Origin of the sequence: Vibrio sp. OPT20 (assembly GCF_963889365.1) — a bacterium.
GTDB classification, from domain to species: domain Bacteria; phylum Pseudomonadota; class Gammaproteobacteria; order Enterobacterales; family Vibrionaceae; genus Vibrio; species Vibrio splendidus.
In genome coordinates this window covers 410,388-434,977 of sequence record NZ_CAWPOA010000058.1, presented here as the reverse complement: position 1 = coordinate 434,977, position 24,590 = coordinate 410,388, and the positions used below count along the sequence as shown (strand labels likewise).

Genomic DNA, 24,590 nt, shown 5'->3' with positions numbered 1-24,590 from the left:
CAATAAACAAACAAGCCGCTTCTTCTATTGGTTAAATTTGTTAATATAATCATAATTTTATATAACACACGGAAGCGTCATGTCATTTAGTTGGATAGCCTTTACTCTTCTCGCAGCCTTCAGCCAATCTTGGCGCAATGCCTTTCAAAGCAAGTTAAGTGGCACCATGAGTGTTGCTGGTGTGACGCTGGCGCGTTTTATCTGGGCAGGCCCAATCGCCTTAATTTATCTGTGCGCCCTCTATCAATGGAAGCCAGTATCCACACCTGATTTTTCGGGTGAGTTTGTTTTCTACATTATTGCAGCAGCCATTATGCAGATCCTCGCGACGGGTTTAATGGTGATGTTATTTAAGCTCGAAAACTATGCGATAGGAGCAGGCTTAGCCAAGTGTGAAGCCCCCGTATCTGCTGTGTTATCCGTATTGTTTTTTGGTACTGCTTTGACACTAACAGGTTGGGTCGGCGTGCTTATTGGCACATTAGGCGTACTAATCATGAGTAGTTCTTCTGGTTGGCGAAGCTTGTCTCCGAAAGTATTTTTGTTAGGTATGGCGTGTAGTACCGCTTTTGCTTTAACGTCTCTTTGGGTACGGGAAGCAAGTTTGAGCATAGGGTTGCCCTTCCCTCATAGCGCCGCATGGGTGCTGTTCCTCGTCATTTCCCTTCAGACAGTGATTATCTGTACGTATCTCTTTTTCAGAGAACGCGACACGCTGCGCCAGATATTCAAGAAGTCGAAACTAGTCATCATGACAAGCTTAGCGAGTGTTATCGGTTCTCTGGGTTGGTTTAGTGCGATGTCGCTTCAAGCCGTGCCGTACGTAAAGACACTCGGGCAAGTCGAAGTGATCTTCATGGTGTTGATATCCTATTTCTGGTTAGGGCAAAGCATCGCGCGCAAAGACATTCTTGCGCTCATCTTGCTTTCTATCGCAGCGGTATTGGTTATGTGGCAGTGACGAGCTCGTTAATATGACTAGGACAAATTGAAGTCATATTGCGACCGTTTGTTTTCGCTTGATATAACGCTTTGTCGGCTCGGCTAATAAACCCATTCCAACTCTCATGCGGGTGAAGCTGAGCAACACCAAAACTCGATGTCAGACACATCTCATGTTCTTGTACTGCTGATACCTCTGAAATAGACAATCGTAACTTGCAGGCAATAACCTGAGCTTGTTGAAAATCGACATTAGGCAATAAAATCATTATCTCGTCTCCGCCAAAACGAAACGCACTGGCTTTGGGCGATGTTTTTATCGCACTTTGAACCATTTCAGCAAAAGACTTGATCACGAGGTCACCTACAATGTGTCCGTGTTGGTCATTGATCGACTTAAAATTATCAATATCCATCATAATGGCACTGACAGGCGCAGTCTCCGCCTGCTTCATGATAACTGGAACCATCTCATCTAATGCTCTGCGGTTTCCCAGTACCGTTAGAGGATCGCTGTAGGACAGCTCGTGAATAGAACTAAGCAACCTTGCATTAATCAGCCAAAGCATTGTGAAGCTCATCGACACAATAAGAACGATGCTCACTAAAAAGGCAAGTTGATGAATGAGCGCGGCCGCCATGAAATCCTGAAGCTCAGCTGAAAATAACGTCACCATTACTCGGAAAACCATAAACCCGCCATATATCGTAAATGACAAGGCCATCATCCGAATACCTAGGGTCAAGTCATCACGCTGGCCCTTTAATACCGCAAAGGCAGTGCAAAGAGTCACAAAAGCCAGATATAAACTAATGAGGATAATTCGAGCCTTGATGGAAGGCTCATAGAACGTGAAGTAAATAAAACATGGCAAAAGAGCCAACATCATTAGACTACTGAGGTAGGTGCATTTGAGAGAGTATTCTCGAAACAGACATAAGCTATACAAGGCGAGATGAAAACCTAGCGCAATGACCATATTGGCACCAATAACGGTGACCCAATCAGGGAACTCCCCTCTTAGGCTCAACATCAACGGCCCAGTTCCGATAACAAATATTGAAATGGAAAAGATTGAAAGCCCTTTAATGGACTGTTGAGTGAATTGAAATAACAACAAGCCAATACAGTAAATGAAAGAGAACAAAATAATAATAAAATTAAGTGTTCTCATATCCAGCGAAAAACCATCCATGATTTTCTATCTTCCATACGCAACCAAATCACAACATGGTCAATAATCATACAAGCCAAAGAAACATTCACTATATGAATCTATATATTTTATAAAATAAGGAGTAGATCACATATGCAGAGATTCTTGTCGCATGAGTACATGATCTGGATAGGCATGTAACACTCGTCCACACATGGCTTCATAGCATCACGGAATCTACAGGCTTCTGCACTCGTTACTTGGTTGAATAGCGACTGTCTGGCATTATGCGCCCAAGAAATCTCTAGGGGCTGTTGACCTTTCGAGCTGGGTTTTGCAGCATCTTGTGGGAAATTTATACAAGGAAGAGGCTTTGACGTGTAGCTGGCCTACATGAAAAGCCGATAACGCAGTAGAAATGAACCACAAGAGCTGCCCGAAGGGTTCAGCTAAAATCGTTTTATGCTTTGTTGAAGAATATTTGCTTAGAATGACTAGGCTACATACTCTTCGCCGCGCCTAAAACGATTTTGACTAGGCGTCCCCATCCGAACAAAACTTAACCACGGAAAGGTCAACAGCCCCTAGTTATTACACAGCAAAGAATGAACGAAGGTAGTCAGTGGTAGAAAACAGCCAACAATTAAGTGACCGTTACGACGAACATGGTTACTTTGTTATCAGAAATTATTTCGATGAAGCTCAAATTGCATCGCTTAGAAAAGTCGTGCTGAAATTCCATGAATCATGGAAAGCAGACAACGAAGAGTTCTATAAAGAAGAAGCATTTAACTCGTCTTTAATTACGGGAAGCGAATATTTGCTCGCCGACGATAGAAGCGTGCTTTTCGACTTCATCAGCTCGAAGCAAGTGATGGACGTGGTTGATGCGGTGATTCCGAACAAACCGGCATTCATGAATACACAGCTGTTCTTCAACCCGGTAAATCCGCAACAAAAAGACTTCTGGCATCGTGACTGTCAATACGACTACGACATTGATGACCAGATGAAAGTCATCATGGAAACCCAAGTACTCCATCTGCGAGTGCCCCTTTTTGATGAGCCAGGTATGGAGCTTATCCCCGGCACACACAAACGCTGGGACAACGAAGAAGAGTACAATGTTCGCCAAGAAGAAAACGGCAAAGTGAGCAGCGATGACATCTCTGGCGGTAAGCAGATACCATTAGCCGCCGGTGACTTATTGGTTTTTTCAGCGGATATGATCCACCGAGGCCGATATGGCTTGGATCGTTTGGCTTTGGATATTTTGATCTTTGATTCGGCGGCAGACTATGTCGACTACGTTGATGATGACTGTTTACCAACACCAACTATGTTGAGCAATATTACCGACCCAAGATTGTTTATGAACACGCTACACTTAAAATCGATGCTTTGCTCGTAAGAGATTAAAACAGTTACATCAAAAGTCACATGACTTGAAAATAATAACAAATATGTTCACATTTATTTCATAGCGCTCGCAATAAGATAGCTTCATATTCAATATTCGAGATAAGCAATATGAAAAAATTAATTACTAGCATGTCACTACTTACAGCACTTGTTTCGGGTGCTGCTTTAGCCGAAGTGAATGGTGAAGATTTTAACGAATTCCCTAAACAAGATGCTGCGCACTGCTTTGGTTGGGCGGCAGGCTTAGATAAAGACCAAGATTACGCTAAGTTTATTGTCGAGCTATCGAAAGATCGCACAGTGAGTGTCAAAGAAGATCCTTATATAATGGAAGAGTTCGGCACTGCAATGGGTTATTCAGAAGCGATGTTAGAATTTGCTGGGAAAGAAGCTGCGGATGCTAAATATAAACTAGTCTGCGATCCAATCAAACAAAGCTATGGCTTTTGATCGCGGGGTTTCACCGCTACGTCAAAGACTTGATGCAAAGGCTCCACATGGAGCCTTTAAAGTGTACTGACTCAGTCAGGCATTCCGAATAGTAAAACTTATTTATGAGCCTTCGCGATTTTCATTCCATGTATCCAGAACAAATTTTAATTGAACCAGGCAACAACTCGTTCTTTCAAGCTCGCATTCTTTCTCCAAATCCAATACAAGCCTTCCTCTAGCTCTTCAACGCTCATACGACTTGGCTGATAAACCGGATGGCTACCATCGTACTTGGACCAATCTTTAGTAAGAAGTCGCCCTTCTCGCTCTAGCTGATTAAAAGACTCCGAACCGGGAAACGGAATCATGTAGTGCGGGATCACCTTATCAACCTTGATATCTTCGACGAACTTCTGCGTTTGTTTGAAGATAGAAGTGTCATGTTCATCAAAACCGAACAAAAAATCTCCCCATACTTCAATACCATGAGATCTTATCTCAGCGATGTACTCTTTCATTTTAGATGGTTTCACAAAGCCTTTTTTCTGAGCCTTCAAAGCATCTTCAGATGGCGTTTCTATGCCTAATAATACAGCTTTGAACCCTGACTTCACCGCAGCACTAAGCAATTCGGTGTCACGAGCAATCAAGACTGTCGTTTCCCCATAGAAGCTCATGTTAAGCGGCTCAATGGCTTTAAATAGTGCCAAAGCATATTCACGGTCATGAGTGAGATTGTCGGAGTGTAACTCAACCCACTCAATACCTAATGTCTTGAGATCCGCTAACTCGCTGACGATATTTTCGATTGGCCTTTTCTGGAACTTATCAAAGAACCTTGGCACTAAACAGAAGTTACATTTAAATGGGCAACCTCTTGTCACAACTACTGACCATGTATAATTGTACGCTTCAGGATTGATGATATTTGTTGGGTATGGATTGAGCATACTGAGATCGACAGGCTCGGAGCTTTCATAAATAGGCTGTAGCGAACCAAACTCTGCGTCACGGAGTAACTGAACCCAGTAGTTCTCAACTTCTCCCATCGCCAAACAATCCGCATATACTGCCGCTTCTGAAGGGTTAAACTGAGTATGTAACCCCCCGAGTATCACTGTTTTGCCTTTTTTCTTATATTTAGCAGCTAGCTCATAAGCCCGATAAGCATCTGGAGTCGACATAAATATCACCACCAAATCAGCATCATTATAAAGGTCGGCTTTTGCACCTATGGTCTCATCAACCATATCTAACTTGTACCACTTTGGTGTCGCAGCAGCGGCGGCAAAGATGTTTTGTGGAGGTCCCCCCGTAGAGGCTTTGTATTTTGAGTAATCGCTGCCAGCAGACGCTTTAATTAAATAGATTTTCATAACGTATCCTAATTATTAAATTTTGCTTTGCTACAAAGAGCTAAAAAACTCAAAGACTCTATTGTCCATATAGAAATATACCCCTCCCATCACAAACCAACTGATGATGATTAAGGTAAACAAAACTGGATGTTCTTTTAGCTCAATACGTTCAACAAAGAAGGCTTCTTTTGCGCGAAGATTTTCCCATCCCCAAAACCAGCAAAATAGCCCCCAAATCAGAAGTAGATGAAACTTAAGAGCAAACAAGGCCATGGTCAGAGCCAGCAATGTTTTCCACTTAGACATTACTTCAGGCACGTTCATCTTTCTTAACTCCCAGTTATTAAACTAGGAATCATTGTAAATAGGTGTTGGTCAACTTTTGGTTAACTAATTTCAATTTGAACAATCGATTGCCAACAACATCGATGTTGAGCAATATTAGCGACCCAAGATTGTTTATGAACACGCTACACTTAAAATCAATGCAGTACTCATAATCCATAAAGGTGCCCAAACTATGACTGACACTAAGCAAAATACCCGAATTAGCCAGTTCCGTTTCGGTCAGCCAAAAGAATCTCTCAAGTTAGAACATGTCGCTTTAGGGGCACTAGACAAAGATAAAGTTCGCGTACAAATTGAAGCGACTAACATCAACCCTAGTGATCTGTTGTCGATTTATGGTGTGGGCCAATACAAACATAGCCACCAGCCGCCGAGAGTACCGGGATTTGAAGCGGTAGGAAGGGTTGTAGAGTCCAGCAATGTTGAGTTTGCGGTAAATCAGCGAGTGCTCGTAGCAACCAGTGGAACATGGCAGACCTATGTCGATGTATCACCTGATGACCTGTTCCAAATTCCTCAGCATTTAGACAATGGCTACGCCTGTCAGTTGTACATTAATGCGCTAACTGCATGGGTGTTGACGACAGAAGTGGCTAAGCTGACCCAAGAAGATGTGTTGATCATCAACGCAGGCAGCTCTGCCATCGGTAAGATCTTCTCCCAGTTATCAGCATCACTCGGCTTCAAAATCATTGTCGTTACATCACAGCCGACACAATACCCAATCACTTCCAGTTGGGTGTTAGATGCAAACGACGATTTAGCTTCTCAAATTAAGGCGTTAGGCTTGCCAATGCCAACCGTTGCCTTTGATGCGATTGGCGGCTCACCCGGAACCGATCTTATTCACACCCTTGGCAACAAAGGGCGTTTTATCAACTATGGGACGCTGTCGTTGGATTTTTACGAGCCACGCTTCTTTGAGTACGCGAAAAGCCAAGACATTGATTTCAGCACCTTCTTCTTACGTTATTGGGAGGAAGCGGAAGGTAAAGATGTTCGCCGGGATAAATTCACGACCATGCTAGATCACTTCATCACAAACGATATTCAGCTCGACGTTGACCGCTACCTACCATTCGATGAAGTGCAAATCGCGATTGATCTCATTGAATCGAAAACCACACGCCTAGAGGGCAAGATCGTCTTACTGCCTGTGTAGTTTGGTGGAATTTAGCCGCACTATTTACGCCAAACAAGATACAAAACGAATAACCCGCCAAGAGCTGCTGTCACAATACCTACTGGCAGTTCTTGTGGCGCTAATATGGTTCGGCTAATCACATCCCCAAACAGTAAAAGTACCGCGCCCCACAAGGCAACCAAAGGCAGAGCTCGCTTGTGAGTGACACCTGAAAATGGTCGAACTAAGTGGGGTACCATCAAGCCAATAAAACCGACCACTCCGGTCATCGATACAATCGACGCAGTGCAAAACGCACAACAAAGAAAAATCTCGCTTTGTAGGCGGTGCACATTGATCCCCAATGAGCTTGTCGTCTGTTCACTCACCAACAAAGTATCGAGCTCGCGATAACGTTTGAAAATTAATGCTATGAGACACAACACGCCCGCCAAGGCAAAAATCAAATTATCCCAACGTGCGAGCCCTAAGCCTCCCATCGTCCAGAACAAAATCGAACTCGCTGCTCTCTGGTCGCCTGAATAAATCAAAAAACTCGTGATGGCTCCGAATAGAAATGAGATCGCCAAACCACACAAGATTAAGTTGTCATTGCCCTTTTTCTTCTGCATCGAAAACAGAATCAGAACGGCGGTCGCCGACACAATACCACCCGAGAATGCAGCCAGTGGCAGTGACCAAACACCCAGAGCGTCTCCCACTTTGGTGATCACCAACACAGCACCAGCAGACGCGCCAGATGACAAGCCAAACAGAAACGGATCCGCCAGATCATTTCGTGTCGAGGTTTGAAGCAACGCCCCAACCATCGCCAGCCCTGCACCCGCGATAACCGCTAACAATGCTCTAGGTAACCTTAGATCGATCAGTATTCGACTGGTCATATCCGGCGTTGGATCAGTGAAAGAACTCAACCCTATGAGCACTTCTTTGAAAGACAAAGGAACCGAGCCAAATTGTAAACTCATCATGAAGGCGAGCAGCATGGCAGTGATACCTGTTAGCCATGCTGCTCGATATTTATCAAATAAAATCAACGGACTACTACTCTTATCAATAACAAGGTTTCATATAACAACCTTCCCGATCACTCAGAAACGAACGCCTCTGCAAGTTTCTCAATAGCATCGATATTGGCAGGCCCAGGGGTGAGTTGCTCATAACGCAGTTTGACATAGCGACCAGAAGTGACTGCATTGGTGTATTTCATTAACGGATGGGCTTCGAGGAAACGTTGCAACGAATCGGCACCACTCGCCGATTGGTAATCCAGAAGAATAATCACATCTGGGTTTTCACGAGCGACATTCTCCCAAGAGGTTCGAGCCCAGCTTGCTTCCATGTTGCCTGTAATATTTTGGCCACCAGCAGCTTCAATCATTGCGTTTGGCATTCCGTACTTACCCGCGGTGAAAGGCTTGTCTTCACCCGAATCAAACAAGAACACTTTTGGACTCGGCTTACCTGATGCTTTCTGCTTTTCTGCTACTTTTTCAACTCTCTCTTTCCAGCTGCTTACCAAAGCCTCGGCTTCTGCTTGCTTGTCGAAAATAACGCCTAGCTTTTGCATGTCGCCATAAAGCAGATCCATTGTCGCGCCTTCCTTTTGACTTTGGGTATGAATACAGCTTTCAGAAAGTACCAAGGTATCAATCCCGTATGGCTTCAGTGTTTGAGGCGTCACTTCACCGCCCACTTTCATTCCATAATTCCAGCCAGCGAAAAAGAAGTCAGCATCAGCAGCAATCAATGTTTCTAATGAAGGATACTTAGGTGCGAGCTCAGGAATATCACCTAAACGTTCTTCAAACGAACTCGACATCTTGTACCACCCTGTAATACCCGTAACGCCCACCATCTCCTTTTGAAGACCAAGAGCAAACGCCATCTCGGTCATATTGATGTCGTGTATAACCGCACGCGAGGGGCGCTTTTCAATGGTCAGTGGGCTCCCACAGTTATCAACCGTCACTGGGTATTGAGTGCTTGTCGCATGCGCAAAAGAGAAAGGTAAAAGAAACAAAAGACTGGAAATTACAGGCCACTTCATTGGGCTGCTCCTATTAAAGAGTGATTAGAGTGAGTTAAGTGAGTTGATGCAGCTTCAAAATGATGGATGGTGCTGCATAGATTAGGATGTTTGAACGTGAGAACACGCAATCCAAAAACAGGGATCATGTATCGGTCTTGCATCACCGCCTCTGGGGCTGAGAACGCCACCATCTTTTGGCCTGACATCAACAGGACTTTATCGGCGAATGGCGCGACCAAAGGTAAATCGTGCAACACCACAACAGACGCAATGCCACGTTGTTTAATTAGGCTCAGAAGTTCAAGACGAGCGAGAGGATCAAGGTGGTTTGTGGGTTCATCTAAGAGTAAAAGCCTCGGCTCTTGTGCAAAGGCGCGAGCAATACTTGCACGTTGCTGCTCACCACCGGATAGCTCACCAAAGCACCGCTGGCTTTTGTGAATCAGCCCAACATCTTGCATCGCCTGCTGAACCGCTCGTTTGTGCTCTTTGGCGCTACAACAAAACGTATGAGGAGTTCGGCCTAAGCCAACATATTCAGCAACACTCAAACGAGGATCAACATGCTCATGTTGAGTAACCACCGCGACTTGTTTGGCTATCTGCTGCCGCTCAAGGCTTCCAAGCGGAATACCAGACAACATCAACTCACCCGCGACGGTTTTGTATTCGCCTGTAATGCCTTTCAGCAAACTGGACTTTCCACTTCCATTAGGCCCAATGATGGCAACGCATTCACCGTCGTTCACATCAAATGTCACATCGGAGACGGCTCTCCAGTTAGCCAAGCCATTAGCGCAGAGCCCGCGCACAGACAATACAGGTTTATTCAATTTCCCACCGAACATCCAAAAATAGCATTTATTGTTATGTTATAACATAACAATAAATTAAAGGCATGGTTAATAATAGAAATATTAAGACCGCGCTAAGAAGTAATGGGAATGGCGGGATATCCAATCACCTTGAATAAAGACAGTCGTGTTTAAGAAAAGTGATTCGCTTAGAAAGTTGGATTACAGAAATCGAGGATTGAAACGAGAGCGAAACGAGAGCGAAACGAGAGCGAAACGAGAGCGAAGAAGGCTAACTCATAGCTGGACAAAACTAAGTTATACGGGTTGCTAAATTAGCGTTTAACGGATTACTTAAAGTATAGCAAGACCTCTGATCTAGTGGCCAAATTTTCTTATCCACTAAACGTTTAACGGTGTATGTTAAGCACCCAATACAACGTGAAAGATGACTAGAGAATGTCAACTGAGAATGTTACATGGCTATTCAAACTGCTAAGTTTAACCAATCTACAACAGATTGGCTAAACTCATTCATCTACTGCATCTATAGTCGATTTGTAATGTTAAAGTGCTGATAAATAAGCTTTGTAAGATTTAAGCCTAACCGTTGCTGCACCTATAATATCCATGAAACCAAGCATTGGATGAGGTTTTGTTGCAGAAACCCATCCTGAACCCGTAGCCCCAATTGGAATGTTGTATCCCTCAGGTTCGTCAAACTCAATCACAATTGTTCGGCCATGATTGTTCATATTGTTCCCAACGTGTTGGCGTACATGTTGAGAACCATTCATGACAGAAACACGAGCTTCACCAGTACCAGTGGTTAAACTATGTACACGACCACGGAATATCTCACCTGGGTATGCATTCACATAAAACTCTGCGAATTGACCGACTTTGAGTCCGCGATAGGTTTGGTCAGCAATACGCATTTCTACAAATTTCTTATTCGTGTTGTATAAGTGCATGTTACCTACACGCGTACCATCAACAATGTTTGAGATTGAAAGCTGCCCATCAAAAGGAGCACGAACTTCTCTTCGCTCATTTTGCCATTCTGCTGTTGCAATCTGAGCCTCAATGCTCAAAATTTTCGCATTGGCTGATGCAATTTGAGCGTTAGTAGTGTCGATGCGTGTTCGTAGGTTATCTCGTTCTGATTCTTGTGAAAAGTCACCAAGTTGGGTTAAACGATCAAGGTTCTTTTCATCGTTAGCAATCTGATGGGTGAGTGCGAGTATTTCAGCTTTTGCCGCTTTCTTCTCTGCATCTAATCCTATCATTTGAGATTCAGTGTCAACCGAACGCAGGGTGTATATTAAATCGCCTTTTTTGACTACTTGGTTGTGATCCACGAATACTTGTTCAACTTCTTGTCCAATTAATGGACTTAAAACGGCATGTGGCGCTTTCACTGTCGTACTATCGGTTAGGTCCGCAGGAGACCAAAATCGGTGTGCAGTAAACAAAGCAAACGCGAGCGTCAAACCTATCGCAACAATGATTGTAGCGTTACGCAGCGTCCATTTAACGACACCTAATTTAACTAAGATCCAGCAAACTAGAATATATGGAAGCATTATTTCTTTCATCTTACTGCTCCTTATTCGTAGAGATCACAGTACGACTATTTCGAATTATGGACGAAATCCCTTCAGCTAATACGTCCCAACGCGCAAAAGCAATAATGATGGCTAAAACCCACCACGTTTTATCGATAAACAGGCCACACAGTGAAAGAGCAAATACAATTTGTGTGTGAGCACTCGACATTTTCGCGGACTTATGCACTGCAATTTCATGCAACTCCCAAAGCAAATAAAGGACATACACAATAATGGCGACGGTTACAAAAAATACAAATCCCATAAATACTTCAGAATCAAGCAGCTTCAAAATAGTGGGATAACCATCAATAAAGTAGTTCTCAGGAAGAGTTTTTCCATGGATAGTACCAAGCTTAGACAAACCAATTGAACTACCAATTAATACCGCCAATATCACAATGGCTTTTATCAACCACATTGCGAACGCGATGATTTTATTTCCTTTATTTGTTTCCTTATACTCATCCCTACTTTCGTTTATTTGTTCATGATTTGACATACGTTTATACCTTCATCAGCGCCTCATTTTTTGAGGCGCACTAAATCTCTCTAAACCACAGTTTTTATAAATATTGTGGCTGAGCAAAATTAATGTTTAACTTTGGAGGGAAACTAAAAAAACACCACTCAAACTTCCACAACGCTTTTATCTGTGACATTTTCTGCCTCCAGTTCATCCATATCAATACCAAGTAATTCAGCTAAACCTTGCGCGTAATTACGGTCGGCGAGAAGTGCATGCTGAACATGTTTCAGTTGCACTTTCCTAGAGGCAGAACCAATTGAACGTGCTGTGTTTTCAAATAACCTTCTCTGTTCACTGGACGTCATAATACGGAACAGGTTACCCGCTTGTGTGAAGTAGTCGGTGTCTTCACGATGATCCCAGTGATTCGCTGCGCCTTCTAGCTCTAATTCAGGTTCAGCATACTCCGATTGCTGTGCCCACTCACCGTACTGGTTTGGCTCATAGCCTTTGGTTGAACCAAAATTGCCATCAACACGCATAGCCCCATCTCTATGATAACTGTGGACCGGACAACGTGGCGCATTCACTGGAATTTGATGGTGATTAACGCCTAAGCGATAGCGCTGCGCATCGCCGTAAGCAAATAAGCGACCTTGTAGCATTCGGTCTGGAGAGAATCCAATTCCGGGTACGATAGCGGCAGGGTTAAACGCTGATTGCTCAACTTCCGCAAAGAAGTTTTCTGGGTTGCGGTTGAGCTCAAACTCCCCTACTTCAATCAACGGAAAACGCGCATGAGGCCATACTTTTGTTAGATCAAATGGGTTGAACTCAACGTCGTTCGCTTCAGTCTCTGTCATCACCTGGATTTGCAGCGTCCATTTCGGGAAATCTCTATTTTCGATGCTATCGTAGAGATCACGTTGGTGGCTTTCGCGGTCTTGCCCAATCAGTTTCTCTGCTTCTTGATCCGTCAGGTTCTTGATTCCCTGCAGTGTTTTGAAGTGGAACTTCACCCAAACACGTTCATTGTCTGAATTAATCATACTGAAGGTGTGGCTACCGTAACCATTCATATGACGGTAAGTGGCAGGAAGGCCGCGATCGCTCATCACAATCGTCACTTGATGAAATGCTTCCGGAAGTGACGTCCAAAAATCCCAGTTGTTTTCTGCACTTCGAAGATTGGTTCGCGGATCGCGCTTTACCGCATGATTCAAGTCCGGAAACTTAAGTGGATCTCGTAAAAAGAATACAGGCGTGTTGTTACCCACTAAGTCCCAGTTCCCTTCTTCTGTGTAGAACTTAAGTGCGAAACCACGAATATCACGTTCAGCGTCTGCGGCACCTCTCTCGCCTGCAACCGTAGTAAACCTAGCAAAGAGTTCGGTTGTTTTACCAACTTCAGAGAAGATTGCCGCCTTCGAGTACTTGGTAATATCGTGGGTCACTGTGAATTTTCCATAAGCCCCAGAACCTTTTGCATGCATTCGACGCTCAGGGATCACTTCACGATCAAAATGTGCAAGCTTTTCCAAAAACCAGACATCTTGCAAAAGCATTGGACCACGTTTGCCTGCCGTCATTACATTTTGGTTATGTGCAACAGGGCAACCTGCTGCTGTGGTGAGTTTATTTTTCATTGACTTCGTTCCTTAATGATTGAAAATTATCGACTACACAACATTACGCCGTAATCCGCTTTACGAACATTGGATAAACTGCAGCTGGGTGTCCTAGCTTGATTGCCTCTAACATTGCGGCAAAGTAAGGCATTGCGTGCACAAAGAATTTTTTATATCCAGAACATAGATGATTTAAACCCGGCTCAAGGTCTGCAGTAAAAGCAGTGCGCTCTTTTGGACAGCCGCCATTGCACATCGGTCTGAAATCACACTCTCGGCACTGCTTAGGCAGCGACTTCCACTTGTTTAAACCAAATTCAACTTGCTTCGGAGAGGACGCTACAGCGCCTAAATCTACAGATTCGATATCGCCAACTTGATGATTTTCATAACTATAGTGATCACAAGAATAAATACTGCCATCATGCTCTAGCATCATTTGTTGACCACAAGTTTCCGAATGAAAACACATTTGACTTGGTTGACCAGCAAGAACACCGAGCGTGTTTTCGAAAAACTGAATGTGTACTTTTCCCACATCTTCTTTTCGCCACTCATCGAATACATCACACAAAAAATGCCCCCACTGATGGGGAGTCAAAGACCAGTCTTTTTCACCACGACGATCAAGAGAGTGCTCAACGCAGGGCTGGAACTGAATAACGTTAGAACCTAATTTTTTGAGTGTCTGATAGGTTTGCTTACCTAGGTGTGCGTTGTCGTTATGCACAACGGTCAAGGTGTTGAACTGTACTTTATGTTTTTGCAGCATGCCGAGGCCACGTAATACTCGTGAGTAACTGCCATTCCCTTTAATGTCAGGTCGACCTAAGTCATGATTAAGTTCGTCACCATCAATGCTCAGTCCAATTAAGAAATTATTCTTTTTGAAGAATTTTGCCCATTTCTCATTGATCAACGTTCCATTACTTTGGAAAGTATTAGAGATCGTCATACCTGAACGAGCATATTTTTTTTGTAGTGCTACCGCTTTTTCGTAGAATTCAAGACCGCGCAGCGCAGGCTCCCCACCTTGCCAACTGAAATCTACAAATTTGATGTGTTTTGGCTGAGCAGCGATGTATTGCTGCACGTATGTTTCCAGAAGAGCTTCTGACATCTGCATCGTTGCCCCTGGCTGATAACGCTCTTCTTTTCTCAAGTAGTAACAATAGTGACAATCTAAGTTACACTTTGAGCCAACAGGCTTAACCAAAAGGTGGAATGGGTGTGGTGATGTCATCGTCATATCTGCGCTCCTGTGGATTTAGGGTAATTATCCTTAGGTGGCCTAAATTAGACCACTAGGACATTTCCTAACGAGAGGAGATATGAATTAGAGAGGCGTAAGGTAAGTTAAATGAGCTTTCGACTGTGGGCCCAAGCAATTAGCTCGGATGCACTAGCAAGTTCAAGTTGTTCAATCATCTTATATTTGTGGTATTCGACTGTTTTCGAAGAAATGTTGAGCTCCAAAGCCACTTTCTTCGCAGAAAAGCCTTGAGCTAATAGTTTAAGAATATCAACTTGTCTGGCGGTCAAATCTGTCTTTTGCTCAATAATGCTTTTCAACTCATCTGGTATGTAGCGTTCTCCAGCAAGTATGTTTTTCATCGTCGTTGCTAGTTCAAAACCTGCTTGATGTTTAAGTACATACCCGTCAGCACCATATTGGTAAGCAGCCTTAACGATCTCTGGTTCATCATGCATAGATAGGCAAACAAGTTTACTGTTTGGCGAAGTCCGCTTAAGCAGTGAAAGCGTAGTATTTAGCTGCATACCAGGCATAGAAATATCGGTAATAATTAAGTCGGGCTGATGCTGCTTAACAAGCTGAAGTAGCTCTGTTGCGTCAACGCCAATCCCTACAACTTGATGCGTTAAGTCCACTAAGCGGGCAATACCTTCACTGACTATCTGGTGATCATCTGCAATTACGACGGTTGCCATTTAAACCTCACTTGTTTTTATTGATAATTTAACTGTAGTTCCTGCTTTTGGATCATTGCGTTTAATGATCAATTCACCACCAATCAATTCTCCGCGTTCAATCATAGATTGAAGACCTAACGAGGGTGATTGAGTGTGTGCTTGATCTTGAGCAATTCCGATTCCGTCGTCTCGAATAAACAATTCTATCCAGCCGCCACTAAATTGCTTTAACGTGATTGTGACCGCAGAAGCATTAGCGTGTTTCACGATGTTGGATAACGCTTCTTGGATAATGCGATAGACATGTAATGAAACATCATTATTAAAAGAAATATCGTCATCAAGCTCAATCGATAAGTACAGTCCTGAGCGTTCCGCAACTTGTTGAGCATGAGATTGGATAGCGGCATTAAGCCCTACTCTTTCTATTACTACTGGGTGCAGGTGACGAGACAAGTGTTGAACGTCCTTGGTAATTGATGCTAGTTCATTGGCGCACTTCATTAGCACTGGTCTTGTTATTTCATCACAAATACTAGAGGCAAGGCTAAGCTCAATCCCCAAAGAAGCCAGGCGTTGGCTGAAGTCATCATGCAAATCGCGCGCAATATTCTGTCGTTCTCTTTCTCGTTCACCAATGATGCGTTTATTTCTCTCAACTACGTCTTGGCGGCTTTTTATCAGCTGATCATAATGACGCACACGCTCAATACTGGATGCAATCATATTGCCTAGCACTGTCGCCGCGTTTATAAACTCTTCTGAATAGCTGTCTACATCATTGAAACTTGCACAGGCCAATAAGCCCCATGGTTTCCCCATTGCACTTATCGGAACCAGTATATGGCGCAGCGGTTTTTCATCCTGTAAGTGGCTAGCGAGCTCAAGCAGTTCTGGTGACTCATCACTTGATACAACAACACCTGCTTGGATATGTCGGCGATACTCTAAAACCAAGGATGCAGGAAGTTGAGATTTGACTCTGGGAACGCCTTCTCCCGCAGCCTCATAAAATCGCCAATCATGTATTCTAGTTTGTTCAATAGGTAAGCATGAAATACGGTCGACTTTTAAAGCAATTCGACATTCATGTAGCGTCTCTATGATGGTTTCTTCCATTTGTGCTGTTGGAGAATTCAATAACCGACTAGACATAGAAATTAATGCTGAAGTGATTGAATCAGAGAGCATTTTTAAACCTCTTTTCATTAATGAACGTTATTACCATAAACAGCAACGCCCTAAATGCCTAGTAGTATTTTAAGTAATTGGCTCAACTTCAATTCGTTTAGGAATTGTCCTAGTTCAGTTCATTTTGGAAAAAAAACATACTGTGCTCATCTTATCTCAGGAGCATCTTATGAAAACCCTTTCTAAAAGCTTACTAAAGAAAACCGTGCTCAGCACAGCTGCGTTAGCTACCGTTGCTGCAGCACCAGCAATCGCAAAAAACACCTCTGAAAAGCCAAATATACTCGTCATAATGGCCGATGACATCGGTTGGTCAAACACCTCTGCCTACAACCTGGGCATGATGGGCTACAAAACACCAAACATCGACCGTATCGCAAATGAAGGCATGCTTTTCACTGACCACTATGGCCAGCCAAGCTCCACTGCCGGTCGTGCAGCATTCCTAACTGGCCAACTTCCTGTTCGTACAGGTCTTCTAAATGTGGGTCTGCCTGGTTCTCCGGTCGGTCTTCATCAAGATGATCCAACGCTGGCTGAAGTGCTTAAAGAGCAAGGTTACTTCAACGTGCAACTTGGTAAAAACCACCTAGGAGATCGTGAACACATGATGCCTCATCGCCGTGGTTTTGATTTCTTCTACGGTAACCTTTACCACCTAAACGCTGAAGAAGAGCCAGAGCATCCTGATTACCCACAAGACCCAGAGTTTTTCGAGCGCTTTGGTCCTCGTGGTATTGTCACTGGCACAGCCGATGGCCCTACTGAGTCAGCAGGCCCTCTGACTAAGAAACGCATGGAAACCATTGACCGTGAACTAACGGACATGGCTCTAGATTACTTAGACGATTTCTCGAAGACAGATGACCCATTCTTCATGTGGTATAACCCATCTCGTATGCACGTTTGGACTCACCTAAGCGAAGAATGGCAAGGTAAAACTGGCTATGGTTTATACGCAGATGGTATGACTGAGCTTGACCACTACGTTGGTGAAATTCTAGATAAGCTAGAAGAAACCGGTCAACGTGACAACACAGTCATCATCTTCACTACCGACAACGGTGCAGAGAAGATGTCTTGGCCAGATGGCGGTAACACACCGTTTAAAGGTGAGAAAGGCCTGACGTCTGAAGGTGGTGTACGTGTGCCATTCATGGTTAGCTGGCCTGGTCACATCCCTGAAGGTGCTCGTAACAACGGTATCCAGTCTCATGAAGATTTGTTTACTACTCTAGCAACAATTGCTGGTGTTAAAGATGTTCAAGAGTCGTTCAAGACGAAACATGACGTTTACATTGATGGCTACGACCATACTAACGCGTGGTTCAACAACGAAGACACTGAACGTAACGAGATTTTCTACTTTGCTGAAACAGGTAACTTAGAAGCAGTTCGCGTTGGTAAGATCAAAGCTACATTTATCCATCCAACAGAAGAGAGCTGGTTCGCTCCACGTCTAGCCTCTACTTGGCCAGAACTGGTTGACCTACGTGCAGACCCATATGAGGAAGCGCCAGAACACTCAGGGATGTACCTACGTTGGTATGCAGAACGTATGTTCCACTTCGTTCCAGTCCAAGTTGAAGTGGCTGGCCTACTACAGACGTTTAATGAATTCCCACTACGTCAGGAGCCAACTGCATTCAACCTAGACCGTGTACTGTCTACGCTACCATACCGTGAAGCTAAATAATTAACTTCACCAATCATGGAAAACTCAAAAGGTGTGCATTGCACACCTTTTCTTTATTCCACGTATCTAAACTCAATCCTGTTTAGTAATAGTCCTAGTTATCAAGTTCGCTACGTTTTCATATCCTACCTTCAAATCATTGGTAGTAACCAGCAACGATATGGGCAATATAATGCAAGATTTTATCGAACTTCAGAAACAGATAAACCAACAAGTACTAGGGCAAGAAAAATCTGTAGAGCAACTAATTATTGCCCTACTCGCGAATGGCCATGTTCTCTTGCAGGGTCTGCCAGGACTAGCAAAGACTCGCAGTGTCACCGTTTTGGCCAAGCAACTGGATTCACAGATCCATCGGATTCAATTCACGCCGGATATGCTTCCTGCTGACATCACCGGTAGCGAAGTTTACGAAACTAATACTCAATCGCTGACATTCAAAAAAGGCCCTGTATTTACTAACCTTTTGCTGGCCGATGAAATCAACCGTGCTCCAGCTAAAGTGCAATCAGCACTGCTTGAAGCGATGGCAGAAAAACAAGTTTCGATAGCAGGAGAAACACACAAATTACCAGAACTGTTCATGGTTCTCGCCACACAAAACCCGGTTGAACAAGAAGGTACCTATCCACTGCCTGAAGCGCAGATGGATCGTTTCTTAATGCAGATCTTGATTGATTATCCAAGCAAAGACGCTGAGAAAAACATGCTCAAACTCTTGCGGATTGAGAACCAAGACTCCACTAGCAGCGAATCGCTCATGACCATCGAACAAGTGCTAGAGGCACGTCGTCATATTGATAATATTCATGTCGCCGAACATGTAGATCAATACATTGTCGACCTAATCGATGCGACTCGCTACCCAGACAAATGTGACGAACAGCTTAGCCAGTGGATTGAGTTGGGGGCTAGCCCTCGTGCAACTATCGCGTTAGACAAATGTTCACGTGCTCACGCATGGTTAAACGGTCAAGATTACGTGAGGCCGGACAACGTAAGAGCAGTGGCCCATTCAGTACTTCGCCACCGTTTAGTTTTGAGTTTTTCTTCTCAAAATCAAGGAGTAGATGCTGAGCAAGTCATCGATCAACTTCTAAATTTCGTTGCATTTTCTTAATCGCGAGGAGGCTTTATGACCGTCGACCTTCGTATCTACCCGACATCTGGAAGACTTGCCGAGCTAACCTTGCTAGGGCGTAAGATTTCGTGGCAACCCCCTTACCAAAAGTTGACTCCTCTTACTGGTAAGCATCGCAGTCAACAACGTGGCAGAGGGTTGGATTTTGTCGAACTTCGTCACTACTACGCAGGTGATGATGTCCGCTGTATTGACTGGAAAGTAACACAACGAACGGGTCAACCCTATTTACGAGTTTACGCTGAGGAAAACGATAAAAATATCGCTCTGCTCATCGATCTTAGAACTCGTATGTTTTTTGCGTCCGATGGCCACATGAAATCTGCCATTGCTTGTGAAGCTGCGGCAATTGCTGCGGGCGCAGCTTGTCATCATGGCGATCGCGTAGGCGCTGTCATCCTCACAGACAGTGACATTGTAACGTTACCATTTCGACGCGGGGAAAAAGCGCTCATGGCTCTTTTATCTGCGATCATAGAGCAATCAAACAAACTCCCAAATTGGATAGTCTCTAAAAAGGCCCCCAATTTAGAAGACGCATTAAAGCACTTAGTCGATCTTGGATTAAAAGAGAGCCAGTGTTTTATTTTTAGTGACTTCAGCGACTACGACCAACGAAATTCAAGCGTAATGATTGATAAGTTAGCTCGTCAAAATAGCCTAGTGGGTATCCGAATTACCGATCCGCTGGAAGAACAATTCCCTAAGCAGAATCTAGTTATGGGCAATGAAAGCTATCAAGTCGAACTGAAGAAGAGTGATCAATCCACCAGAGAGCGTTATGAACACTACGTCCAAGAGCAAAAACAATCGCTTTCTGAGCACTTTATGCGCCATCGCTTGGCATTACTTGATATGTCCACGCAACACGATGCTTGGACACAATTACTTTCACTGACCAAACAATAGGCATTTTATGGGTAATGTTACACAAGGCCAAATTGTCGAGTTTGGTAGTCATCTAGTAAAGCGAGCGGAATGGATTTCTCCGCCCCAAGCTATTTCGTGGTATCCACAAACGATCACGTGGCTGTTCATTGGGCTCACAAGCATCGTTGTGGTATTCGGCTATATTGCTCATCGTTATCACCAATATCTTAAGCGTACCTACTTACGCGAAGCTTGGGCGTTGTTTCAGAAATACGAACACGAACAGAACATTGCCGCTATTGCGCAGTTAATGAAGCAGCTAGCACATCAACACTGGCCTAAGTCCGATATCGGTACAATGACCAACCAGGAGTTTGCTCAATTCATATGTCAAAGCAGTGCTACCAAACTACATTCAGTGCAGATCTCTCAATTAATGGAAAGCAGCTATCGCGCATCACCCACTCTTACAGATCTCGAGCGACAAGCGATCAGACGTTGGTTTAAGGAGGTGACATGTTAACTCTCACTTACCCTCTATTCAGTCTGCTGATTTTGCTACCTTTAGTGATTTTTCTGAGTCCCAAACACTTCACTCGTCAGACCGCACTGCGTTTTAGTCACTTCGATAAGTTAGTTAAAGTCACAGGTTCTAAACCAACTTCTGGCGCTGTGGTGATGTCACCTATTTGGTGGCAACGTCTTCTTATTGTGGTGACCTACCTTAGTTTGGTTATCGCTGCAACAAAACCAGTTTGGCTAGGTGAGCCCGTTTCAATAGAAAAAAGTGGTCGTGAAATGATGGTGGCGGTGGATCTGTCTGGCTCAATGGAAGCTCGTGACTTTGTCGATCCAGATGGCATCAATGTTCGCCGTATTGATGGTGTAAAACTTCTGCTCGACGATTTTCTAGTTCAACGTGAAGGCGATCGAATCGGCCTTATCGCTTTTGGTGATGATGCGTATTTACAAGCACCATTTACTGACGATTTCTCTATTATCACACAGTTGCTCAATGAAATGGATGTTCGAATGGCTGGATCTGGCACTGCCCTCGGTGATGCGATTGGTGTGGCCGTTAATCACTTCGAACATTCAGACAGTGCCAATAAAGTTCTAATCCTCATGACGGATGGCCGCGATACCACCAGCAACTACCCTCCAATTGACGCTGCCCATTTTGCGGGTGAAAACGACATTACTATCTACCCCATTGCCATCGGTGATGCAACCAACGTGGGTGAAGATGGTATAGATCTCGATATGTTAGATCGTATTGCCAATTATACCGGTGGGCAGGTATTTGAAGCACTCAATGGGCAAGATTTAGTAGACGTGTATAAAGCACTTAACGAGCTTGAAGAAACGCTTTTTGATAGCTACACCATTCGACCAAAAGTAGAACTCTATTACTGGCCACTTATTGTCAGTTTATCGCTCAGCCTATTGGCGTTAGTTATTGCTGCGCTGCGCGGGCAAAGTAATACGAAAAAGGAGATATAAATGGCTGAATTTCATTTCATTCGACCATGGTTACTTTTATTAGCCATTCCTTTAGGCATTTTGGTCTATACGCTCAAGCGAAAAGCAGACAACAACAAACAGCTTCCTATCGCTTCTCACCTGTTGCCATTTCTGAATACGGGAGAAAGCCAAACACGTTGGTTTTCTCCTCAGAACTTGCTACCACTTTTCCTAGGTCTGTTGATTATGATTGTGGCTGGCCCAACTTGGCAGCCTGAACCCGATACGCATGCGAAAAACCAATCACCAATTCTATTTGTGGTGGATTTGTCACGATCAATGAGTGAGTCCGACATCGCGCCAAGTCGCCTTGAAAATGCCAAACTCAAGTTATCAGACCTATTAGAGTACAAATCTGATGGGATTATTGGTGCATATGTCTATGCTGGCAGCGCTCATATGCTTATTCCACCGACAGAAGACCGCGAAGTGCTTGAGCTGTATCTGTCTTCTTTATCAACAAACCTCGTTCCTAGACAAGGGAAAAACCTGCCTGCTGTCTTGGATCAGATTGCCCAGCAACACACAGAGAGTCGGATTCCCGCAAGCATTGTCGTTGTGACAGACAGTCTCGATAACAGTGCAGTTCAAGCCATAGAGAATTATGAGCGTACCTACAGTGATCAAATGATCATTTGGAAGTTTGGTTACAACGAGACTGTCGGTTCTCCTTCGGGTGTCCGCCTCATTCAAAATACGCCAGACAACAGCGATGTACAAAGCATTACCCGTTGGATCGACAGTTTCAGTTATTTCGACCCAATGGATGAAGATATACAGTGGCAAGAAGCCGGGTTCTTTCTTGTTTTCCCTGCACTGCTGTTGAGTTTACTTTGGTTTCGCCGAGGCTGGAGTATCCGTTGGGTTCCTAGCGTATTGGTCGGCGTTGTTGCACTCAGTGCCTTTCAACCAAGCCCCGCTTTAGCAAAGGCATCAACGGATCTCGCTACCTGTGATTCATTGTCGATGAGGCTCTTCCTCACTCCAGATCAACAAGGGCAATGGTTTTATAATCAAGGCAATTATGCATGCGCGGCGCAAGCCTTTATCGATCCTGATTGGAAAATTGAATCCCTCATGCGCAATCAGCAGTGGGAATGGGCACTCACTATGCTCAACAATCAGCCAGACTCGATCGAAAAACGCTTCAAGGTGGCTCTGAGCTACTTGCATATTGACCGCTTTCGTTCATCAGAGCGTTGGTTCGAACAAGTGCTGGAATTAGAACCACAGCACCCGCAAGCTTTGCACAACCTAGCTCTACTTCAAGAGATTTTCGACCTCATGGCTGATCGTGCGCAAGGCCAAGGCACTGCAGGAGAAGACATGACTGCCGATGTTATTTCCACCCTAGAAGAAGATATGGGAATTGAAGAACCTGAAGACAAAATTGAAGTCATCAATAGTGCAGATTTAATGGCAGAAGAGCATTTAACCAAAATTTGGCTGGAGCAAGTTAAATCCAACCCTGAAGTGTTCCTTCGCAATAAGTTCTCCATCCAACTTCAGCAAATGGCCGAACCAGAGTTGCACAGCGAACACTCTTCACAGGAGGTGAAACAATGAGCACGTTATTTCGCAATACACGCCTAATCAGTCATGTAGGTACCGCCATTGCATTTAGCATGGTACTCATGGCAAGTTTAAATGCGAAAGCATCAATCACTACAGATGATCCTCTCTCTGTTACCCCCTCACAGCAACTAAGCACCGTGAACACACAGTATCATGCCCGCTGGGCGCTGGGTAACGAGACCTTAACAGAGAGGCAACGCCACACCGTTTTCCTTGAGCTTTTGAGTGACACAGCGATTACTGACGTTATCAACGTTGACGATATTTCAGCCAAAGATCTCTTTTTTGAGCAAACCACCACATTTTGGCAATACACCAGACCTATAGAAAATGGCAAACGTGTTGAACAAGCGGCATTAAAGTTAGAGCTATTTCCAGCCAAACCTGGAGAATTCACTTTACCAAGTATCAACATCACCCTTGGCCGTGGTGACAACAAAATATATATTCCGACACAGCCCTTAAAGATAACGGTTAACGCACTTCCTGAGGCGGCAAAGGGTAAGATTGCCTCTCCGAAGGTCACAGTAAACCAAACTGTCAGTGACGCAGAAATCACCGAAGGTGGCGCGGTAACCCGTTCGGTCTCGCTCAATGTGACTGATCTACCAGGGCGGTATATTTCAGAGCTGCCGTTTCTCAATCAGATTGAAGGTGTAGAAATTCGCACCGGCAACAGCCAAACGACAACCCAATCATTCCGCGCGGATTTGACGGGAACCCGCAACACTGATATTCACTATCGTTTTGTTCACAAAGGGCAATACACCCTGCCCGAACTGTCTTTCCAGTGGTGGAACACAACAACAAATACACCAGAAGACATAACGCTGCCAGCCATTACGGTGATGGTTAGCTCGGCACCTCCTTTACCTTTAGATCAGCGCATTGAGCTCTGGACTTCAAATATAAAGCAGTGGCTGGAAGCACAACGCCAAAATCTCATTTTAGGCTTGTTACTTGTGATTGGCTTATGGCGTTTACGTTTTAAGTTTTTTCACTTGTGGAAAGCGTTAAAAGTGAAGATTCAAATTGCCATTCACTCTTCTGCAGTACAACGTCTAACAACCATTTTTTGGGTTGCTATTGGTACAAAAAAACGCTCTCGCCAAGCACTCTATCACTGGCTAGACCATCGTGGTATTCATGACCTAAACCATTACCCGACACTGAAAAACGGCATCCACACCAATAAACAAGGTCACTGGTATTTAAAACGCAGCATGGTTGTATGGGTATTAATCAAGGAAGTAAAACAAGAATGGCTAGCAAAATACCGATTAAAGCCGATCAACCCTAAGTAAATTCGCAAAACTAGGACTAGG

At 44.1% G+C, this 24,590-nt stretch carries 23 protein-coding genes and 1 pseudogene; 12 read left to right on the top strand and 12 right to left on the bottom strand.

What is annotated here, in order from left to right; translation table 11 throughout:
• Nucleotides 1-79: 79 nt before the first annotated feature.
• Nucleotides 80-961, top strand: a complete 882-nt coding sequence (locus AACR09_RS14000) for a DMT family transporter (RefSeq protein WP_065607841.1) — start codon at nucleotides 80-82, stop codon at nucleotides 959-961.
• Here the strand turns inward: AACR09_RS14000 and AACR09_RS13995 are convergent.
• Nucleotides 948-2,138 carry a GGDEF domain-containing protein gene (locus AACR09_RS13995; protein ID WP_193835215.1) on the bottom strand — a complete coding sequence of 397 codons (1,191 nt, stop codon included), beginning with the start codon at nucleotides 2,136-2,138 and terminating at the stop codon, nucleotides 948-950. The genes AACR09_RS14000 and AACR09_RS13995 overlap by 14 nt on opposite strands.
• Nucleotides 2,139-2,721: 583 nt before the next feature.
• On the opposite strand from AACR09_RS13995, the gene AACR09_RS13990 reads away from it, so the two are divergent.
• On the top strand, nucleotides 2,722-3,510 hold the full coding sequence (locus AACR09_RS13990; protein WP_193835214.1) for a phytanoyl-CoA dioxygenase family protein: 789 nt from the start codon (nucleotides 2,722-2,724) through the stop codon (nucleotides 3,508-3,510).
• Between the two features lie 119 nt (nucleotides 3,511-3,629).
• A complete protein-coding gene (locus AACR09_RS13985; RefSeq protein ID WP_017081414.1) occupies nucleotides 3,630-3,971 on the top strand; it encodes a hypothetical protein in 342 nt (113 codons plus the stop codon).
• A 146-nt stretch (nucleotides 3,972-4,117) separates the two neighbouring features.
• On the opposite strand, the gene AACR09_RS13980 is transcribed toward AACR09_RS13985, so the two are convergent.
• Together AACR09_RS13980 and AACR09_RS13975 are read right to left on the bottom strand one after the other, a co-directional pair.
• Nucleotides 4,118-5,329: a B12-binding domain-containing radical SAM protein gene (locus tag AACR09_RS13980; RefSeq protein ID WP_193835213.1), complete on the bottom strand. Its 1,212-nt coding sequence runs from the start codon at nucleotides 5,327-5,329 to the stop codon at nucleotides 4,118-4,120.
• A 30-nt stretch (nucleotides 5,330-5,359) separates the two neighbouring features.
• The gene (locus tag AACR09_RS13975) at nucleotides 5,360-5,635 is read right to left on the bottom strand and encodes a hypothetical protein (protein ID WP_009845795.1); all 276 of its coding nucleotides are present in this window, start codon (nucleotides 5,633-5,635) and stop codon (nucleotides 5,360-5,362) included.
• A gap of 89 nt (nucleotides 5,636-5,724) precedes the next feature.
• Between AACR09_RS13975 and AACR09_RS24635 the strand changes: the two are divergent.
• Nucleotides 5,725-5,811, top strand: a pseudogene (locus AACR09_RS24635) (phytanoyl-CoA dioxygenase family protein); the annotation flags it as partial.
• Nucleotides 5,812-5,831: 20 nt separating this feature from the next.
• Entirely contained in the window at nucleotides 5,832-6,821 is a 990-nt protein-coding gene (locus tag AACR09_RS13970; RefSeq protein WP_193835212.1) for a zinc-dependent alcohol dehydrogenase family protein, read from the top strand.
• 20 nt (nucleotides 6,822-6,841) lie between these two features.
• On the opposite strand, the gene AACR09_RS13965 is transcribed toward AACR09_RS13970, so the two are convergent.
• The 9 genes from AACR09_RS13965 to AACR09_RS13925 all read right to left on the bottom strand — a co-directional run bounded on the left by AACR09_RS13965 (nucleotide 6,842) and on the right by AACR09_RS13925 (nucleotide 16,477).
• Nucleotides 6,842-7,789, bottom strand: a complete 948-nt coding sequence (locus AACR09_RS13965; RefSeq protein ID WP_065678472.1) for a FecCD family ABC transporter permease — start codon at nucleotides 7,787-7,789, stop codon at nucleotides 6,842-6,844.
• Nucleotides 7,790-7,890: 101 nt separating this feature from the next.
• Entirely contained in the window at nucleotides 7,891-8,853 is a 963-nt protein-coding gene (locus AACR09_RS13960; RefSeq protein ID WP_102462624.1) for an ABC transporter substrate-binding protein, read from the bottom strand.
• A complete protein-coding gene (locus tag AACR09_RS13955; RefSeq protein WP_193835211.1) occupies nucleotides 8,850-9,683 on the bottom strand; it encodes an ABC transporter ATP-binding protein in 834 nt (277 codons plus the stop codon). The genes AACR09_RS13960 and AACR09_RS13955 overlap by 4 nt, the downstream gene beginning before the upstream one ends.
• Before the next feature lie 512 nt (nucleotides 9,684-10,195).
• A complete protein-coding gene (locus tag AACR09_RS13950; protein ID WP_081228980.1) occupies nucleotides 10,196-11,227 on the bottom strand; it encodes an HlyD family secretion protein in 1,032 nt (343 codons plus the stop codon).
• Nucleotide 11,228: 1 nt separating this feature from the next.
• Nucleotides 11,229-11,741, bottom strand: coding sequence for a magnesium transporter (locus AACR09_RS13945; RefSeq protein ID WP_193835210.1), 513 nt, complete (start codon nucleotides 11,739-11,741; stop codon nucleotides 11,229-11,231).
• 128 nt (nucleotides 11,742-11,869) lie between these two features.
• The gene (locus AACR09_RS13940; RefSeq protein WP_135385524.1) at nucleotides 11,870-13,354 is read right to left on the bottom strand and encodes a catalase; all 1,485 of its coding nucleotides are present in this window, start codon (nucleotides 13,352-13,354) and stop codon (nucleotides 11,870-11,872) included.
• A 43-nt stretch (nucleotides 13,355-13,397) separates the two neighbouring features.
• Nucleotides 13,398-14,585, bottom strand: coding sequence for an anaerobic sulfatase maturase (locus tag AACR09_RS13935; protein WP_193835209.1), 1,188 nt, complete (start codon nucleotides 14,583-14,585; stop codon nucleotides 13,398-13,400).
• Nucleotides 14,586-14,692: 107 nt separating this feature from the next.
• Nucleotides 14,693-15,286 (bottom strand): response regulator, encoded by a 594-nt coding sequence (locus AACR09_RS13930; protein WP_081228983.1) that lies wholly within the window; start codon nucleotides 15,284-15,286, stop codon nucleotides 14,693-14,695.
• Nucleotides 15,287-16,477, bottom strand: a complete 1,191-nt coding sequence (locus AACR09_RS13925) for a GAF domain-containing sensor histidine kinase (protein WP_135385528.1) — start codon at nucleotides 16,475-16,477, stop codon at nucleotides 15,287-15,289.
• A 151-nt stretch (nucleotides 16,478-16,628) separates the two neighbouring features.
• On the opposite strand from AACR09_RS13925, the gene AACR09_RS13920 reads away from it, so the two are divergent.
• The 7 genes from AACR09_RS13920 (at nucleotide 16,629) to AACR09_RS13890 (ending at nucleotide 24,569) form a co-directional block, all read left to right on the top strand.
• Nucleotides 16,629-18,155, top strand: a complete 1,527-nt coding sequence (locus AACR09_RS13920) for an arylsulfatase (protein WP_135385531.1) — start codon at nucleotides 16,629-16,631, stop codon at nucleotides 18,153-18,155.
• Nucleotides 18,156-18,327: 172 nt separating this feature from the next.
• Nucleotides 18,328-19,275: an AAA family ATPase gene (locus AACR09_RS13915; RefSeq protein WP_193835208.1), complete on the top strand. Its 948-nt coding sequence runs from the start codon at nucleotides 18,328-18,330 to the stop codon at nucleotides 19,273-19,275.
• 15 nt (nucleotides 19,276-19,290) lie between these two features.
• Nucleotides 19,291-20,205, top strand: a complete 915-nt coding sequence (locus tag AACR09_RS13910) for a DUF58 domain-containing protein (RefSeq protein ID WP_193835207.1) — start codon at nucleotides 19,291-19,293, stop codon at nucleotides 20,203-20,205.
• 7 nt (nucleotides 20,206-20,212) lie between these two features.
• Entirely contained in the window at nucleotides 20,213-20,689 is a 477-nt protein-coding gene (locus AACR09_RS13905) for a DUF4381 domain-containing protein (protein ID WP_135385537.1), read from the top strand.
• Nucleotides 20,683-21,669: a VWA domain-containing protein gene (locus AACR09_RS13900; protein ID WP_228010597.1), complete on the top strand. Its 987-nt coding sequence runs from the start codon at nucleotides 20,683-20,685 to the stop codon at nucleotides 21,667-21,669. The genes AACR09_RS13905 and AACR09_RS13900 overlap by 7 nt, the downstream gene beginning before the upstream one ends.
• Nucleotides 21,670-23,256, top strand: coding sequence for a vWA domain-containing protein (locus AACR09_RS13895; protein ID WP_193835206.1), 1,587 nt, complete (start codon nucleotides 21,670-21,672; stop codon nucleotides 23,254-23,256).
• Nucleotides 23,253-24,569: a BatD family protein gene (locus AACR09_RS13890; RefSeq protein ID WP_193835205.1), complete on the top strand. Its 1,317-nt coding sequence runs from the start codon at nucleotides 23,253-23,255 to the stop codon at nucleotides 24,567-24,569. The genes AACR09_RS13895 and AACR09_RS13890 overlap by 4 nt, the downstream gene beginning before the upstream one ends.
• Nucleotides 24,570-24,590: the final 21 nt, after the last annotated feature.

Coding starts and splice junctions, on each gene's coding strand:
- AACR09_RS13960 (WP_102462624.1), bottom strand. CDS start 8,853: ATGAAGTGGCCTGTAATTTCCAGTCTTTTGTTTCTTTTACCTTTCTCT.
- AACR09_RS13945 (WP_193835210.1), bottom strand. CDS start 11,741: ATGTCAAATCATGAACAAATAAACGAAAGTAGGGATGAGTATAAGGAA.
- AACR09_RS13965 (WP_065678472.1), bottom strand. CDS start 7,789: ATGCTGCTCGCCTTCATGATGAGTTTACAATTTGGCTCGGTTCCTTTG.
- AACR09_RS13935 (WP_193835209.1), bottom strand. CDS start 14,585: ATGACGATGACATCACCACACCCATTCCACCTTTTGGTTAAGCCTGTT.
- AACR09_RS13980 (WP_193835213.1), bottom strand. CDS start 5,329: ATGAAAATCTATTTAATTAAAGCGTCTGCTGGCAGCGATTACTCAAAA.
- AACR09_RS14000 (WP_065607841.1), top strand. CDS start 80: ATGTCATTTAGTTGGATAGCCTTTACTCTTCTCGCAGCCTTCAGCCAA.
- AACR09_RS13995 (WP_193835215.1), bottom strand. CDS start 2,138: ATGGATGGTTTTTCGCTGGATATGAGAACACTTAATTTTATTATTATT.
- AACR09_RS13890 (WP_193835205.1), top strand. CDS start 23,253: ATGAGCACGTTATTTCGCAATACACGCCTAATCAGTCATGTAGGTACC.
- AACR09_RS13955 (WP_193835211.1), bottom strand. CDS start 9,683: ATGTTCGGTGGGAAATTGAATAAACCTGTATTGTCTGTGCGCGGGCTC.
- AACR09_RS13975 (WP_009845795.1), bottom strand. CDS start 5,635: ATGAACGTGCCTGAAGTAATGTCTAAGTGGAAAACATTGCTGGCTCTG.
- AACR09_RS13985 (WP_017081414.1), top strand. CDS start 3,630: ATGAAAAAATTAATTACTAGCATGTCACTACTTACAGCACTTGTTTCG.
- AACR09_RS13950 (WP_081228980.1), bottom strand. CDS start 11,227: ATGAAAGAAATAATGCTTCCATATATTCTAGTTTGCTGGATCTTAGTT.
- AACR09_RS13915 (WP_193835208.1), top strand. CDS start 18,328: ATGCAAGATTTTATCGAACTTCAGAAACAGATAAACCAACAAGTACTA.
- AACR09_RS13930 (WP_081228983.1), bottom strand. CDS start 15,286: ATGGCAACCGTCGTAATTGCAGATGATCACCAGATAGTCAGTGAAGGT.
- AACR09_RS13910 (WP_193835207.1), top strand. CDS start 19,291: ATGACCGTCGACCTTCGTATCTACCCGACATCTGGAAGACTTGCCGAG.
- AACR09_RS13895 (WP_193835206.1), top strand. CDS start 21,670: ATGGCTGAATTTCATTTCATTCGACCATGGTTACTTTTATTAGCCATT.
- AACR09_RS13970 (WP_193835212.1), top strand. CDS start 5,832: ATGACTGACACTAAGCAAAATACCCGAATTAGCCAGTTCCGTTTCGGT.
- AACR09_RS13900 (WP_228010597.1), top strand. CDS start 20,683: ATGTTAACTCTCACTTACCCTCTATTCAGTCTGCTGATTTTGCTACCT.
- AACR09_RS13940 (WP_135385524.1), bottom strand. CDS start 13,354: ATGAAAAATAAACTCACCACAGCAGCAGGTTGCCCTGTTGCACATAAC.
- AACR09_RS13920 (WP_135385531.1), top strand. CDS start 16,629: ATGAAAACCCTTTCTAAAAGCTTACTAAAGAAAACCGTGCTCAGCACA.
- AACR09_RS13925 (WP_135385528.1), bottom strand. CDS start 16,477: ATGAAAAGAGGTTTAAAAATGCTCTCTGATTCAATCACTTCAGCATTA.
- AACR09_RS13905 (WP_135385537.1), top strand. CDS start 20,213: ATGGGTAATGTTACACAAGGCCAAATTGTCGAGTTTGGTAGTCATCTA.